16 protein-coding genes and 1 tRNA gene are annotated in these 13999 nt (G+C 58.5%); 8 read left to right on the forward strand and 9 right to left on the reverse strand.

All coding sequences use genetic code 11. From position 1 onward, the window contains the following. Position 1: 1 nt before the first annotated feature. The gene (locus OLX77_RS02760; protein WP_307632058.1) at positions 2-562 is read left to right on the forward strand and encodes an epoxyqueuosine reductase QueH; all 561 of its coding nucleotides are present in this window, start codon (positions 2-4) and stop codon (positions 560-562) included. A gap of 86 nt (positions 563-648) precedes the next feature. On the opposite strand, the gene OLX77_RS02765 is transcribed toward OLX77_RS02760, so the two are convergent. Further along, entirely contained in the window at positions 649-1473 is an 825-nt protein-coding gene (locus OLX77_RS02765) for an outer membrane protein assembly factor BamD (RefSeq protein WP_307632059.1), read from the reverse strand. Between the two features lie 84 nt (positions 1474-1557). Then, on the reverse strand, positions 1558-1887 hold the full coding sequence (gene trxA, locus OLX77_RS02770) for a thioredoxin (RefSeq protein ID WP_307632060.1): 330 nt from the start codon (positions 1885-1887) through the stop codon (positions 1558-1560). Between the two features lie 191 nt (positions 1888-2078). Here trxA and OLX77_RS02775 point away from each other — a divergent pair, with 191 nt between their 5' ends. Beyond that, complete coding sequence (locus OLX77_RS02775; RefSeq protein ID WP_307632061.1) at positions 2079-2333, forward strand: hypothetical protein; 255 nt, start codon at positions 2079-2081, stop codon at positions 2331-2333. On the opposite strand, the gene OLX77_RS02780 is transcribed toward OLX77_RS02775, so the two are convergent. After that, positions 2287-2982 (reverse strand): class I SAM-dependent methyltransferase, encoded by a 696-nt coding sequence (locus tag OLX77_RS02780; RefSeq protein WP_307632062.1) that lies wholly within the window; start codon positions 2980-2982, stop codon positions 2287-2289. The two genes, OLX77_RS02775 and OLX77_RS02780, sit on opposite strands and share 47 nt — an antisense overlap. Before the next feature lie 111 nt (positions 2983-3093). Between OLX77_RS02780 and OLX77_RS02785 the strand changes: the two genes are divergently transcribed. The 6 genes from OLX77_RS02785 (at position 3094) to OLX77_RS02810 (ending at position 9120) form a co-directional block, all read left to right on the forward strand. Beyond that, positions 3094-4674, forward strand: coding sequence for a methylenetetrahydrofolate reductase C-terminal domain-containing protein (locus OLX77_RS02785; protein ID WP_307632063.1), 1581 nt, complete (start codon positions 3094-3096; stop codon positions 4672-4674). 157 nt (positions 4675-4831) lie between these two features. After that, on the forward strand, positions 4832-6268 hold the full coding sequence (purF, locus tag OLX77_RS02790; protein WP_307632064.1) for an amidophosphoribosyltransferase: 1437 nt from the start codon (positions 4832-4834) through the stop codon (positions 6266-6268). A gap of 17 nt (positions 6269-6285) precedes the next feature. Then, positions 6286-7257, forward strand: a complete 972-nt coding sequence (locus tag OLX77_RS02795; RefSeq protein ID WP_307632065.1) for a KpsF/GutQ family sugar-phosphate isomerase — start codon at positions 6286-6288, stop codon at positions 7255-7257. Between the two features lie 195 nt (positions 7258-7452). Beyond that, complete coding sequence (locus OLX77_RS02800; RefSeq protein ID WP_307632066.1) at positions 7453-8019, forward strand: 4Fe-4S dicluster domain-containing protein; 567 nt, start codon at positions 7453-7455, stop codon at positions 8017-8019. Positions 8020-8032: 13 nt separating this feature from the next. Beyond that, positions 8033-8455 (forward strand): hydrogenase iron-sulfur subunit, encoded by a 423-nt coding sequence (locus OLX77_RS02805; protein WP_307632067.1) that lies wholly within the window; start codon positions 8033-8035, stop codon positions 8453-8455. Further along, on the forward strand, positions 8452-9120 hold the full coding sequence (locus tag OLX77_RS02810) for a methylenetetrahydrofolate reductase C-terminal domain-containing protein (RefSeq protein WP_307632068.1): 669 nt from the start codon (positions 8452-8454) through the stop codon (positions 9118-9120). The genes OLX77_RS02805 and OLX77_RS02810 overlap by 4 nt, the downstream gene beginning before the upstream one ends. Positions 9121-9471: 351 nt before the next feature. Here OLX77_RS02810 and OLX77_RS02815 read toward each other — a convergent pair. The 6 genes from OLX77_RS02815 to OLX77_RS02840 all read right to left on the reverse strand — a co-directional run bounded on the left by OLX77_RS02815 (position 9472) and on the right by OLX77_RS02840 (position 13719). Continuing rightward, positions 9472-9556, reverse strand: a tRNA-Leu gene (locus OLX77_RS02815). 36 nt (positions 9557-9592) lie between these two features. Beyond that, entirely contained in the window at positions 9593-9937 is a 345-nt protein-coding gene (gene secG / locus OLX77_RS02820) for a preprotein translocase subunit SecG (protein WP_307632069.1), read from the reverse strand. 19 nt (positions 9938-9956) lie between these two features. Next, positions 9957-10712: a triose-phosphate isomerase gene (gene tpiA, locus OLX77_RS02825; RefSeq protein ID WP_307632070.1), complete on the reverse strand. Its 756-nt coding sequence runs from the start codon at positions 10710-10712 to the stop codon at positions 9957-9959. A gap of 10 nt (positions 10713-10722) precedes the next feature. Then, a complete protein-coding gene (locus tag OLX77_RS02830) occupies positions 10723-11907 on the reverse strand; it encodes a phosphoglycerate kinase (protein WP_307632071.1) in 1185 nt (394 codons plus the stop codon). A gap of 76 nt (positions 11908-11983) precedes the next feature. Next, positions 11984-12499, reverse strand: coding sequence for a ribosomal protein S18-alanine N-acetyltransferase (gene rimI / locus OLX77_RS02835; protein WP_307632072.1), 516 nt, complete (start codon positions 12497-12499; stop codon positions 11984-11986). Between the two features lie 11 nt (positions 12500-12510). Continuing rightward, positions 12511-13719 (reverse strand): type I glyceraldehyde-3-phosphate dehydrogenase, encoded by a 1209-nt coding sequence (locus OLX77_RS02840; RefSeq protein WP_307632073.1) that lies wholly within the window; start codon positions 13717-13719, stop codon positions 12511-12513. Positions 13720-13999 lie beyond the last annotated feature (280 nt).

The following is a 13999-nucleotide window of genomic DNA, read 5'->3' on the forward strand; positions in this document are numbered from 1 at the left end:
CATGACCGTTCTCCTGCACCTCTGCTGCGGCCCCTGCACCATCTTTCCGCTCACCGCCCTGCGTGCGCAGGGGCGTAGCGTGCAAGGCTACTTCTACAATCCAAACATCCATCCCTTCCGGGAATTCAAGCAGCGGCTCGCCTCCCTTGAGGATCTGGCGCTCCGGACCTCCCTCCCCGTGGAGTATGAACGGGAATACGGACTCAGGGAATACCTGCGGAAGGTGGTGTTCCACGAGGAGGAACGCTGCCTGCTCTGCTACCGAATGCGCCTTGAGGCAACGGCGAAAAAAGCCCGGGAGCTTGGGGCGGAGGGCTTCAGCACCACCTTGCTCTACAGCCGCTACCAGCGCCACGAGGCCATCCGGGCCCTGGGCGAGGAACTGGCGGAACAATACGGGGTTGCCTTCCTGTATGAGGATTTTCGCACCGGCTGGCAGAAGGGGATTGACGCCAGCCTCGAGATGGGGCTCTACCGACAGCCCTACTGCGGCTGCATCTACAGCGAGCAGGAACGCTACGACAAGAAATTTCGCAAGGGCAAGGAAAAAAAGCAGGACTAACGGCGAGGGGACAAAACGAAATGGGCCTTACCCGCAAGCAGGGAAGGCCCATCAGGGCAGCAAAAATTACACGCCGAAAGAAGCCGCTACGGTTTGGCCGGCTCCCCGTTGTTGCTGGGCGGCAAGATGCCGAAGGCAGAGGTAAAGGATTGCCAATCCGGCAAGGAAATCGTGGGCACGTACCTCCGCCAGCTTTTCTCGATGCCGGCGCCGGACTTCAGCTGGGCCAGAAGCTGCGTGGCCTGGGGCGCGACGCTGGCCTCGGGATAGGTGGCCAGCAGATACTCAAGCCGCCCCTGCGCCTGCTTATCTTCATCGGTCCGCACATAGAAGGTGGCGACATAGAACTCGTGCTGAGCGAGGAAATCACGCGCGGCCTGAGTCCGGGCCGAAGCCTCGACAAAATAGGGCGATTGGGGATAGGAGCGATTCAAGCGGCCAAAGGCCTGCACCGCGTTCTGGGCGCTGCCGGGATCACGGTCATGGGTGCCGATCTGGTTGTAATAACACATGCCGATCTGGAACAGGACGTAAGGGACAGCCTCGTTGGTCGGGTGATTGGCCTCGAACTCCTCATAAAGGGTCTTGGCCTCCGTGAACTTGTCCATGTAGTAATTGGAATCGGCAGCCTTCAACTCGGCCAAAAGCGCCACCTCGCTGAAGGGGAACCGGTCTTTTATCTCAACGAATCGCTTTAAAGCCGAGCTGTAATCGCCGCGGTTGAAATCGTTCATCCCTTCCATGGCCAAGGCTTCCGGACTTTCCGTCGCGCCGGAGCCTTCGCCGAAACCTACCCAGCCCAGCATGGTGTCAAGGGTTGTACAGCCGCCGAGTCCTGTGGCCGTGGTCATCAGGGCAAGGGCCAGGATGCAGGTCCGAAAAAGCCGCCAATTCTGTTTTGAAAAAATCATGTCCCGCTCATCCATTTCAGCCAAAAGAGAAAAGGCCCGGCAAACAAGAACCGGGCCCGAAAGCATCACCAGGAAAACCCGTGACTACAGTGCCTTTTCGATCATGGCCTTGAGCTGCTGTTTGCCCACCGCCCCGGTGACCTGATCGGCAACCTCACCGCCCTTAAAAAGGATCAGGGTGGGAATGGCGCGAATCCCATACTTACCGGGAGTGACGGGGTTGTCATCGACATTCATCTTGCCGACCTTGACCTTGCCTTCAAACTCGGCGGCCAACTCGTCGATAACCGGGCCAATCGCCTTACAGGGTCCACACCAGGGGGCCCAAAAATCCAAGAGAAAAGGAACCTCGGACTGCAGGACCCTTGCACTGAAATCGCTGTCGGAAACCTGGACAACCTTATCGCTCGCCATAATTTTCTCCTTTTATTTCATAGGGATAATTGTATTCAGAGTATAGTTGTTTCATCTTACAAAGGGAACCGGGAGCTGACAAGGAAAATCTTGTGCGTTCCCGCCTTCCCCAGAGAGAGAAAAACCAATAGCGGACAAAGAACCGACCTCTTTCTTGACAAGCAACATCCAGGCACTATATGGTAATCTGCATGCGTACACGAACCTGCCCATTCTGCAAGGAAGAGATCCATGGCCAAGCCATGGTCTGCCGCTATTGCACCCGCGACCTGCCCCCCGTAGCGCAGCGCCAAAAGAAAAATTCCCACACCTGGCTGGCAGCGATCACCGCCGCAGGAATTATCGTGAGCGGTGCGGCTTTTCTCGCCGCCGAATTCCTCCGGGAGCGGAAAAACTGGCTTACGGAACCACCCCGGCGACCAACACCGCAAAACCCGCCTGACTGACCAACCCGGCCCGAGAGTGTTCCATCTTCTGCAACGCTTCCGGTGCCTGCATCAGGCTGGAGCGCCTCTCCTCCACGATAAAACCGCACCCCGCCAGACACGCCTCCACCTCGCCGGGATCATAAAACCGGGCCTGCCGATAAAACGGATGCCCACCCTCCTTTTTCTGCTGGAGCATTCTCCCCCATGGGCTGTCGGCCACAATAAGCCCCAGCACCAGATGCCCGCCGGGTTTCAGCACCCTGCGGCACTCCCGCAACACCGGCCGAGGGTCTTCTAAAAAACAATAGGTGAAGAGCAACAGCACGGTCTGCATGCTGTGCCCCAAATAGGGGAGCGCCTCTCCCACCGCCTGGCTCACCCGCACCCCCCGTTTTTTGGCCAAAGCCAGGGGGGCCAAGGCGGGATCAACGCCGAATTCCACCCCCAGGGCCTCGGCAAAACGGCCGGGGCCGACACCGACCTCAAGCTTCGGCCCACGAAGCGGGGTGCGTAATTCTCGCAAGGCAACGCGCTCAATGGCAAAGAGGAGGCTTTCCTCGAACCAACCGTCATATTCCGCGGCCCCCTCCTCAAAGGGGCGGGCCGCCTGCCGCCAAAACGTCTCCTTCCCCATCGCACCCACCATCACCCCTTGATCTACACCCACAGTGCCAGTCCGGCTGTTTCCTTTTCCACAAATAATGGTTATGGTTACTTACATTCGCGCCTGTTGAGCAAGAAAAAAATCATCCAACCCTCACCCCGGATATCCTTTCCCATGCTGGCTGAAAAACAATCCCCCTTCCGCCAATCGCTCTTTGCCCCCGAGCAATTCACCATCACCCTTGAGCTGGTGCCAAGCCGGGGCGGGCATAGCCGGGCACACGAGCGCACCCTGGAACTGGCCGAAAAGCTGGCCTGCGATCCGCGGATCCAGGCGGTGAGCATCACCGAAAACGCCGGCGGCCAAGCCGCCTTGTCGCCGGAGGTGCTGGGCCTCGAGATCCAGAAAATGGGGCTTGATGTCATTGTCCATTTTTCCAGCAAGGACAAAAACCGCAACCAGATGGAAAGCCTGCTCTTCGCTTGGGACCGCCTCGGCATCCGCGATCTGCTGGTGATCACCGGCGATTACCCCCAGGAAGGCTACCAGGGCTTCCCGAAACCGGTTTTTGATCTCGGCTCGGTGCATGTCCTGGATCTCATCTCCCGGATGAACAGGGGCAACTACGGCCCCGAGCGCGGGCGAGGCCCCATTCGACCCACCTCGTTTCTCATGGGCGTGGCCCTCTCTCCCTTCAAGAGGCTCGAGTCGGAGCTGCTGATGCAGTATGCCAAGCTCCAGCGCAAGGCCGAGCGGGGCGCAGACTATATCATTACCCAGGTCGGCTACGACGCCCGCAAATTCCACGAGGTCATCCAGTATGTCCGGCAACACGGCCTGAACCTGCCGGTACTGGGCAATGTCTTTATTCCCAACCTCACCGTCGCCACCCTCATGCACACCGGAAAAATCCCCGGCTGTATCATCACCGACGCGCTGTACGCCCAAATCCGGAGCGAGGCCGCCAGTCCGGACAAGGGAAAACAAGCCCGTCTGTTGCGGGGGGCAAAACTGCTGGCCATCCTCAAGGGACTCGGCTATGCGGGCGCCCATCTCGGCGGGCCTGGACTCAGCTACGCGGACATCGACTTTCTCCTCGCCTCCGCCGATTCCTTTGCCGGAAACTGGCAGGAACTGGTACCGGAGATGCATTTCTGGCATCAAGACGGCTTTTATCTTTACAGAGACGAGGCCAAAACCGGCCTCAACAGCAGCGAGCCCGCCCCCTGCGGAGAAAAATCCCCAGGGCTGCAACTCAACTACCGCATGGCCCAACTCGTCCACAACCTCGCCTTTACCCCGGAGGCACCGCTGTACCCGCTGGGAAAAAAGATCTGCCTCGCCCTGGAAGGCGGGGGGCTGGACAACAGCCTCACCCATCTGGAACACGTGACCAAGTTTCTTCTCTTCGGCTGCCAGAACTGCGGGGACTGCACCCTGGGCGACCTGGCCTTTGTCTGCCCGCAATCCGGTTGCGCGAAATATCTGCTGAACGGCCCCTGCGGCGGCAGTCGAGACGGCTGGTGCGAGGTGTATCCCGGCAAAAAGCCCTGCCTCTATGTCCGGATCTACGAACGCCTTGCCGCCCATGGCCTGCCGGAATCTATGGGACAAGGCTTCGTTCCTCCCCGCAACTGGGCGCTCAACAACACCTCCTCCTGGCTCAATTTTTTCCGCGGGTTGGATCATGCCGCAGGAGACCGGAGTCCTGGTCACGGGACTGGGGAGAAAAAAGAATCCTCTTCCGGTTCGTGAACCCATCTTTCACCCCACTGGTTCCGCCTTCAGGGGGCGTTCCGCTTCCCTTGAAAAAATCCGGGGAGAAAAAAACATTTCCCATCTATATAAAAGGATGTATATTTTCTCCTTTTTTCCGGGTGAACGGGAAGCCTATTACGAGGGACAAAACGCCATGATACACTCAGACGCATCACGCCCCAAGGACGAATGCGGCGTTTGTGGAATTTTCGGCCATGAAGACGCGGCCAAACTCACCTACTTCGGTCTCTATGCCCTCCAGCATCGGGGACAGGAAAGCGCCGGAATCGTTGCCAGCGACGGCAGCCAGATCTCTCTGCACAAGGGAATGGGCTTGGTGCACGAGGTTTTCAGCGAGGCTACCCTGCAGGAGCTGAAAGGCCACCTCACCGTGGGCCATGTCCGCTACTCAACCACCGGCGCCTCCAACATTATCAATGCCCAGCCCTTCACTGCCACCCACCAGGGCTGCACCGTGGCCGTGGCCCACAACGGCAACCTGGTCAATATCCGCTCCCTGCGCAACGAGCTGGAAAAAAAGGGCTCCATCTTCCAGTCCACCATGGACAGCGAGGTTGTGGTCCATCTGCTTGCCCGCTGCTCCCACCTGGGCCTTGAGAAAGCGCTGATCGACACCTTCGAGAGCATCAAGGGCGCCTACTCCATCCTGCTCATGACCGAGGACAAACTCATCGCCGTGCGCGATCCCGGCGGCTTCCGGCCGCTCTGCCTCGGTAAGCTCAACAACGGCGGCTTCATCGTCGCCTCGGAAACCTGCGCCCTCGACCTGATCGAGGCCCAGTATGTCCGCGACATCGAGCCCGGCGAGATCCTGATCATCGACCGCGAGGGCCAGCACTCCCTCCACCTTGAGCATAGCCAGCGCCGCAGCTTCTGCATCTTCGAGCAGGTCTATTTTGCCCGGCCCGACAGCGATATCTTCGGCAAAAACGTCTACCAGAGCCGCAAACGCATGGGCGAGATCCTGGCCCGCGAATGCAAAATTCAGGCGGATTTCGTCATGCCCTTTCCCGACTCCGGCAACTACGCGGCGATCGGCTTTTCCCAGGCATCGGGCATCCCCCTTGAGATGGGGGTGATCCGCAACCATTACGTGGGCCGCACCTTTATCCAGCCCACCCAATCCATGCGCGACTTCTCGGTCCGGGTCAAGCTGAACCCCATCCGCTCTTTTTTAAAAGATAAACGGGTCATCATCCTGGACGACTCCATCATCCGGGGCACCACCGGCCGCTCCAGGGTCAAATCCCTGCGCGAAGCCGGGGTCAAAGAGATCCACATGCTGATCAGCTGCCCGCCAAGCCGCAATCCCTGCTATTACGGAATCGACTTTCCCTCCGGCGGCGAGCTCATCGCCAACAAGAAAACCGTTGAGGAAATCCGCGACTACCTGGGGCTTGACTCCCTCTATTACCTCAGCCTTGAGGGGTTGCTGGAAGCATGCGGCGGCCCGCCGGAGGACTATTGCAAGGCCTGCTTTGACGGGGATTACCCTGTTGCGCCGGACAAGGAGTTCTGCAAGCTTCTCCTTGGAACCAGGAACGCCTGCCAGTCCACGGGCAAAAAATAGGAACCCCTCCCAAACCAATGAGCATTGAACAGGCCAAGGAAGTACTCCGCATAGAAGCCGAAGGCATCACCGCCCTGCTTGAACAGATCGACGCCGATTTCGAGAAAGCCGTGGCCATGATCATGGAATGCCCTGCCCGGGTGGTGATCACCGGCATCGGCAAATCAGGGATCATCGGCCAGAAGATCGCCGCCACCATGAACAGCACCGGCACCCCGGCCCTGTTTTTGCACCCGGTGGAAGCCATGCACGGCGACCTCGGCATGGTGGATCCTCAAGACGTCATCCTTGCCATCTCCTACAGCGGCGAAACCGCGGAACTCAGCCTCCTGCTCCCCAACCTCAAAAAGCGCGGGGCCAAAATCATTGCCATGACCGGCAATCCGGCCTCCAGCCTTGCCCGGGGGGCCGATGCGGTGCTCAAGGTCGCGGTGCCCCAAGAGGCCTGCCCCTTGGGCTTGGCCCCCACGGCCAGTACCACCGCCGCCCTGGCCATGGGCGATGCTCTGGCCGTAGTGCTCTTGAACCTCAAGCAGTTCAAGGAAAGCGATTTCCGGCGCAACCATCCGGCCGGCAGCCTTGGGGAGCGCCTCAAGGTCAATGTTGCCGAGGTCATGCTTACCGGCGCAGCGGTTCCCAAGGTTTCCCAGACCGCCACCCTGCCGGAGGCCATCGCCGAACTGAACGCCAAAAATCTTGGCGCGGTGCTGATCATGCAAGCAGAAGAGATCACCGGCATCCTCACCGATGGCGATCTTCGCCGTTTGCTCAGCCAGAAAGGCGCAAGCCTGAACGGCCTCACTCTATCCAACGCCATGACCGCCAAGCCCAAAACCATTACCGCGGATCTTCTTGCCGCCGACGCCCTCAGCATCATGCAGCGCCACGAAATCACCTTTCTGGCAGTGACCGAATACAGCGGCAAGCTGGCCGGCGTCCTCCATCTTCAGGATTTGCTGGGCAAGGGTGAGTTCCGCTTTCTGGTATAAAACCGCGATAACGTTTTCACCAAACAGCCCCCGAAAAACCGCTTATTCTGTAGATATACCTATTGGGCGGGGCTGTTTTTTATGCTAGAGTACGCGACGCTGAATTGGTCCAATGGATTATAATCCAGCGACACCCGGTTAGAAATTTACCCGGCGCTCAATGCCGGGTTTCATATCTTACGATGAGGCTTTGTTATGGCAATCACCAGCAAGGATATCAATTCGGCCTTCAGTGCCGAGGTAACGGCGATTCCGGGAGGCGAATTCCTAAACCGCTGTTTTTCCTGCGGCGCCTGCAGCGGTATCTGCCCGGTCAGTCAGGCAATCCCGGATTTCGACCCCAGAAAGATCATCCACATGATCCGGATGGGGTTGAAAGAGACGCTGCTCAAATCCGATTTGCTCTGGTTCTGTTCCCGGTGCCGCAGCTGTGTCTTTGTCTGCCCCCAGGACGTCCGCTTTGCCGAGATCATGGTCGCCCTTCGCCAGCTGGCCTTGAAGGGAGGCTACATCAGCGAGCAGGATCTGCTCGACAAGGGCAAGAGTGCCTGGGTTGAACGCGATCTTTGCGTCTCCTGTCTGACCTGTGTCCGGGTCTGCCCCTGGCGGATTCCAAAAATCGACGACCAGGGCAAGGCTGCCATCGATCCCCAGGAATGTCGCGGCTGCGGCATCTGCCCCTCCGAATGCCCTGCCCAGGCCATCCGCTTAAACGAGTCCGAGGATGAGCGTTTGATCGCCGCCTGCGGCGTAAATCAGTAGTATGGTGAATCCCATGCCCTTTACCCCGAATATTCAAGCATTCTGTTGCCATTACACCTCTCAGCAGACCCTGGCCGAAGGGCCGGAAGGGCTGCTGGCCGATGGCTTTCCTAAAAGCGTCACCATCCACCGGTTGGCCTGCACCGGCAAACTCGAGGTCTCCACCCTGCTCAAGGCCTTTGAAGATGGGGCGGACGGCGTCTATGTCGCCGGTTGCCCCGCAGACAAATGCCACAACCTCATGGGCAGTCAGCGGGCCGCCAAGCGGGTCGGGGCCATTAAAAAGGCCCTGGCCGAACTTGGGGTCGAACCGGAACGCATTGCAATGTATCACCTGGAGCGCGGCTTTCACCCTGATTTCGTCAAGGTTGCCCAGGAGATGGATGAACGGATTACGACCTTGGGCCCGAGCCCGTTTCAGGGAGGCACGAAATGATTATTGCCGAAAGAAAACCACTCAATGAAATCATGGACATGGTGAAGGACGCCAAACGCATCCTGGTTCTGGGCTGCCGCGGCTGCGTGACGATCTGTTCCGCCGGCGGGGAACGCGAGGTGGAGATCCTTGCCTCCCTGATCCGTCTGGGCAAGCAGAAGGCCGGTCAGGAGGTTACAACCATCGAGGCCACCCTGGTCCGCCAGTGCGACAAGGAATATATCGACTCCATCGACCAATGGGACGGCCAGTACGACGCCATCGTTTCCATGGCCTGCGGGGTGGGGGTCAACTTTATCGCCAATCTGCACCCCATGGCCAAGGTATATCCCGGGGTGAACACCTCTTCCTTCGGCGGCTCCGCCGAACAGGGGGTATGGAGCGAACAATGCGCCGGTTGCGGCAACTGCATCCTCCACCTCACCGGCGGCCTCTGCCCGGTGGCCCGCTGCGCCAAAAGCCTGATGAACGGCCCCTGCGGCGGTTCGGTGGACGGGCGCTGCGAAATCAACAAGGATGTGCCCTGCATCTGGCAGTCCATTCACGACAAAATGGTCCGCATCGACAATGCGGCCGGGCTTGCCGCCATCGCCCCGATCCGGGACTGGTCCACCTCCGGCCACGGCGGCCCGCGCAAAACCGTGCGCAACGACCTGACTGTCTGATCTTTTTTTTCGATTCACCAACACAAAAAAGGCGAAGCGCGACAAGCGCTTCGCCTTTTTTTATGGCCCCTTGTTCCACTCAAAAATAGCAATTTAAGACATAAACTACCCCTTTCCCCCAAGGCCATTTCTTGCAAGGGTATCAATTTCCCCCCGGACTCACGGCAGAACAGTACCCGGCCAAAGAATTTACCCCCAAACCACCACAGAAAAATTCGCTCGAATTTTTCTACCCTCCTCTGCCACAAGTAAACATCCCCCTAGCGCCGGAACAACGGACGCAAAAAAGCCCGCTTCCCCTTTCAGGGGGCGGGCTTTCTGTACTTCCCGGACAAAGCCGGTTACTCAATATGGTACCGAAGGCCGGACTCGAACCGGCATGGGTTGCCCCACAGACACCTCAAGCCTGCGTGTCTACCAATTCCACCACTTCGGCACAATTCTTATTTTCAAATCAAACAGCAACAAACTATTACTTACCCTGGGCCGGTACTTGCGGCGCAGCCCCGTCCGCGGCAGGCAAGGGAATCGGTGCATTGTGCGGTTCCGCCACCGGAGCAACAACCTCTTTCATAACCGAACCATCCCCGGTTCTGCTTGACATATACGCCAGGGAGATGGAGGTCACCATGAAGAAAACCGCCGCCCAGGTCGTAATCTTGTTCAACAGAGGCAACGGGCCTTCCGTTCCAAAAACGGTCTGACTGGAACCGCCAAATGCCGCGCCCATGTCGGCACCCTTGCCGTGCTGCAACAAAACAATCACGATGAGGAAGAGACAGATAAGGATATGAACAACGGTCAGTAAGGTGATCATGCTCTCGTAGTTACCATTATTACCGGAAGTGGATGATGCGTTCGAAGGAATCGGCCTTGAGCGATGCCCCGCCAACCAAGGCGCCGTCTATATCAGGCTGCCGCAACAGGGCATCCACATTCCCGGAATTGACGCTGCCACCATACAATATTCTCATTTGGCGGGCAATACTTTTCTCGTACATCTCAAACAGCAGATTTCGCACGAATTCATGGGCTTCCTGTGCCTGTTCCTCACTGGCGGTTTTCCCGGTACCGATCGCCCAAACCGGCTCATAGGCCAAGACCATCCCAGCAGGTTCAACCACGGAAATACCGGCAAGCCCACCCCGAACCTGCCGCTCCAGCACGGCCATGGTTTGGCCCGACTCCCGTTCGGCCAGGGTTTCGCCAAAACAGAGGACCGGGGTAATGCCAAAGCGCATGGCCCCTGCCACCCGCCGATTGATGAGCCCATCGCTCTCGCCGAAGATCTGCCGGCGCTCCGAATGGCCGATGATGGCCATCCGACACTCCAGCTCCCGCAACATCCCGGGGGCGATCTCTCCGGTAAAAGCGCCCTGTTCTTCCCAGCAGACATTCTGGGCGGCCAGCCGAACCTGCGAACCGCGAACCACCTCGGCCACCGTCGCCAGGGCGGTAAAAGGCGGGGCGATCATAACCTCCCGGTCCGTCAACCCCTCACAGGCGGAGACCACAGCCCCGGCAAGAGCCCTGGCCTCACCAAGCGAGGTGTGCATCTTCCAGTTCCCGGCAATCAAGGGGATGCGCTGCATTGGTTATTCCTTATTCCTTTGCTTCCAGGGCTTCGACCCCGGGCAGTTTCTTGCCCTCCATCAGCATGAGAAACGCGCCGCCGCCGGTGGAGATGTAGGAGATGTTGTTGGACTCACCCGCCCTGTGCACCGCCACGTCGGTATCGCCGCCGCCGACAATGGTCAGGGCATGGGACTGGGCCAGGCGCTGCACCATGGCCATGGTGCCCCGAGAAAAGGCATCCATTTCAAAGGCCCCCATGGGACCGTTCCAGATGATGGTTTTCGCGTCCTCCAGGGCCTCGGAAAAGAGCACCGTGGTGGCAGGGCCGATGTCGAGCACCATCCAGTCCTTGGGCACTTCCTGGACCGGAACCCGTTTGGTTTCAGCCCGGGCCTCGAACCTGTCGGCAACAATACAGTCCACCGGCAGATAGAGCTTCACCCCAAGACGCTTGGCCTTGTTGATCAACTCCCTGGCCGTGTCGAGCAGTTCGTCTTCCACCTTGGATTGCCCCATGTCATAGCCGATACTCTTCAAAAAAGTATTGGCCATGGCTCCGCCGATGACCATCTTGTCCACCCGGTCCATAAGGTTGTGCAGAGCGCCGAGTTTGCTGGAGACCTTGGCCCCGCCGACAATGGCAACCAAAGGACGCATGGGGTTGCTCACCGAGCGGTGGAAATAATCCATCTCCTTCTGCAACAGGAACCCGGCCGCACACTGCTCGACAAAGTGGGTCACCCCCACCACGGAGGCATGGGCCCGGTGCGCCACGGCAAAGGCATCGTTAATATAGACGTCGCACAGACTGGCCAGTTGACTGGCAAACCCCTCGTCGTTCTGCTGCTCTTCCGCATGGAAACGCAGGTTTTCCAGGAGAATCACGCTACCCGGCTCCATGGCCTCGACCATGGCCTTGGTTTCCGCGCCGATGCAGTCCGGAGCGAGCTTGACCTCCTTATTCAACAACCGGGAAAGACGCTTGGCTGCAGGGGCCAGACTGAACTGCGGTTTACGCTCTCCCTTGGGCCGCCCCAGATGCGAACAGATGATAATCTTGGCGTTTTCGTCCAAGGCGTAGTTAAGGGTGGGCAGCACCCCGCGGATCCGGATATCATCGGTGATATTCTGCTGTTCATCCAGAGGCACGTTAAAATCAACGCGAATGAGCAGTTTCTTGCCCTTGATATCAATATCCCGGATATTTTTCATGGAGCCATCCCCCCAAACTTTTTTTAACCGCCGTGCACACAGAGCAGTGCCACAACGATGGTTCTATAGCAACAGCTCATAACTGCGCGGAAAAAACTATTTTCTCCATGAGGATCGCATCTTCCGGCGGCGAAGCGTAATACCCTTTCCGCAACCCCGCCCGCCGAAAGCCGAACCGTTCATAGAGGGCCAGAGCAGGAAGATTGGTAGCGCGTAGCTCCAAAAAACAGTGTCCCACCCCCTGCGCCGCGAGATAGTGCAGGGCATGCGCCACAAGCTCTGCCGCTATTCCCTGCCGCCGGCATTCCCGGCCAACCGCGATTTTCAGCAGCTCCGCCTCTCCGACCAAACTCCGACCACAGACAAACCCGCATACCTGCCCCGAAGCGGACGATTCGGCAACAAACTGCCAGCCGCTCTCCTGTGCATGCTCACCGGCCAACTGCCCAGGGCTCCACGGCGAAGGATTTTCCGCCTCGATACCCGCAACCGCCTCAAGATCACCGCCGGTCATCGGTCGCACGTAAAATGGACACACCACGTGGGGTGAAGCCGAAGGCGCATTCGCCTCCTTGGGCCGCAAACCTTTCACCCCTAACCGTCCTAGATCATCTGCTCGGCAATGGAAACAGTCCGGTCGCCCAGCACATTGGTATAGCTGCCCAGCTCATTGTCGTACCAGGCATACACCACCGCTTGGGTCACCGGCACTTCCAGGGTGGTCGGGCCGATGTTGCAGCCGAGCTTGGCAAGATTCACCTTGATGCTCCCCGTGCGGGTATGGGTCTCCGAGCCCTCGATAACCGCGGCGGCAAAAGGCATCCCGATGATATCCGTGGATACGTGCTGCTCGTCGCTGTATTCGAGATAGCGTGAGTTCTTGGCGTAATCCCGATAGATGGAGTTCACCAGTTTGCGCTTAATGGGGGACTCCATACTCTCATCCTGCAGGTTGAGTACCAGAACAATCAGAGAGCCGGTATTGGTGGGAATCCTTACCGACTCGGCAATGAAGCCGATGCTTTTCATCTCCGGGATGACCAGGGGCAAGGCCTTTGCCGCGCCGGTGGTGGTGAGGATGATATTATTGAAGATGCTCCGATTTTTCCGGAGATCGGTGGCCCCGGCATTGGGCAACCGGTCGAGAACCTGCTGACTGCCGGTGGCGGCATGGACCGTGACCATGGAGGCGCTCAAAAATCGGTCCGCACCAAAATGATCGAGCAGAGGCTTGATCATGAAGGAAAGACAGGTGGTGGTGCAGGAGGCCGCGGAAATCAGGGTATGCTGGGAGGGATTAAAATCGCCGTCGTTGATGCCCATCACCGTGGTGACGGCATCAGCGGGCATCTCCAAGCCTTTGTTCTTGATTTTAAAGGGAGCGGAGAGGAGCACCTTTTCCGCCCCGGCCTGGACATGGCCCCGCAACGCACCCTTGGGACTGTCGCCGTCCGCGGTGGGATCGGTGAAGACCCCGGTGGTATCCACGACCAGACGCACACCGTTTTCCTTCCACTGAATCCCGGCAGGGTTCCGGGCCTCCCGCAGAATCTTGACCGGCACGCCGTTGATGGTCATGGTGCCGTCCGCCTCATTAAGGTTTTCGATGACCTGGCCGCTCTTGCAGCCATGCAGGTACATGCCGAGCCGTCCGTAGGAGCTGTCCCGGTCGATGGAGCCGGCTATGTCCTGAAGCCCGGTGCCCACCTGCCGCCCCACGTTGACCACAATCTCGGAAAAATGCTTGCGGGAAACATGATGCCACAGTGAAAGCTTACCGATTCGGCCCAGGCCGTTAATGCCTAATTTCATGGGATACCTCTCCTTCTGCGCTTTGATTGAACAGGCACATTTTTGACGAAATCGTAAAAACAAAAAATAATGCCGAGGCGAAACGGCAGAAATACAATTGTTTTAGAATCAAACGCCGTTGCGCTGCCGCCGTTGCACTGCCGCCGTTGCACTGCCGCCGTTGCACTGCTGATTAACTTCGCGTCTCTGCGTTGTTGCACTAAAAAAGAGCGTACGCGAGACAATCGGATGATTATACGAAAGGGGCATGCTTCCGGCAAGCAAAACTTTGCCCCTGCCG

The sequence above is a fragment of the Thiovibrio frasassiensis genome, from assembly GCF_029607905.1.
Taxonomy (GTDB): domain Bacteria; phylum Desulfobacterota; class Desulfobulbia; order Desulfobulbales; family Desulfurivibrionaceae; genus Thiovibrio; species Thiovibrio frasassiensis.

What these genes read in the sequence shown, in the direction of transcription:
- OLX77_RS02760 (WP_307632058.1), top strand. Translation starts at nt 2, where the DNA reads ATGACCGTTCTCCTGCACCTCTGCTGCGGCCCCTGCACCATCTTTCCG.
- OLX77_RS02765 (WP_307632059.1), bottom strand. Translation starts at nt 1,473, where the DNA reads ATGATTTTTTCAAAACAGAATTGGCGGCTTTTTCGGACCTGCATCCTG.
- trxA (WP_307632060.1), bottom strand. Translation starts at nt 1,887, where the DNA reads ATGGCGAGCGATAAGGTTGTCCAGGTTTCCGACAGCGATTTCAGTGCA.
- OLX77_RS02775 (WP_307632061.1), top strand. Translation starts at nt 2,079, where the DNA reads ATGCGTACACGAACCTGCCCATTCTGCAAGGAAGAGATCCATGGCCAA.
- OLX77_RS02785 (WP_307632063.1), top strand. Translation starts at nt 3,094, where the DNA reads ATGCTGGCTGAAAAACAATCCCCCTTCCGCCAATCGCTCTTTGCCCCC.
- purF (WP_307632064.1), top strand. Translation starts at nt 4,832, where the DNA reads ATGATACACTCAGACGCATCACGCCCCAAGGACGAATGCGGCGTTTGT.
- OLX77_RS02795 (WP_307632065.1), top strand. Translation starts at nt 6,286, where the DNA reads ATGAGCATTGAACAGGCCAAGGAAGTACTCCGCATAGAAGCCGAAGGC.
- OLX77_RS02800 (WP_307632066.1), top strand. Translation starts at nt 7,453, where the DNA reads ATGGCAATCACCAGCAAGGATATCAATTCGGCCTTCAGTGCCGAGGTA.
- OLX77_RS02805 (WP_307632067.1), top strand. Translation starts at nt 8,033, where the DNA reads ATGCCCTTTACCCCGAATATTCAAGCATTCTGTTGCCATTACACCTCT.
- OLX77_RS02810 (WP_307632068.1), top strand. Translation starts at nt 8,452, where the DNA reads ATGATTATTGCCGAAAGAAAACCACTCAATGAAATCATGGACATGGTG.
- secG (WP_307632069.1), bottom strand. Translation starts at nt 9,937, where the DNA reads ATGATCACCTTACTGACCGTTGTTCATATCCTTATCTGTCTCTTCCTC.
- tpiA (WP_307632070.1), bottom strand. Translation starts at nt 10,712, where the DNA reads ATGCAGCGCATCCCCTTGATTGCCGGGAACTGGAAGATGCACACCTCG.
- OLX77_RS02830 (WP_307632071.1), bottom strand. Translation starts at nt 11,907, where the DNA reads ATGAAAAATATCCGGGATATTGATATCAAGGGCAAGAAACTGCTCATT.
- OLX77_RS02840 (WP_307632073.1), bottom strand. Translation starts at nt 13,719, where the DNA reads ATGAAATTAGGCATTAACGGCCTGGGCCGAATCGGTAAGCTTTCACTG.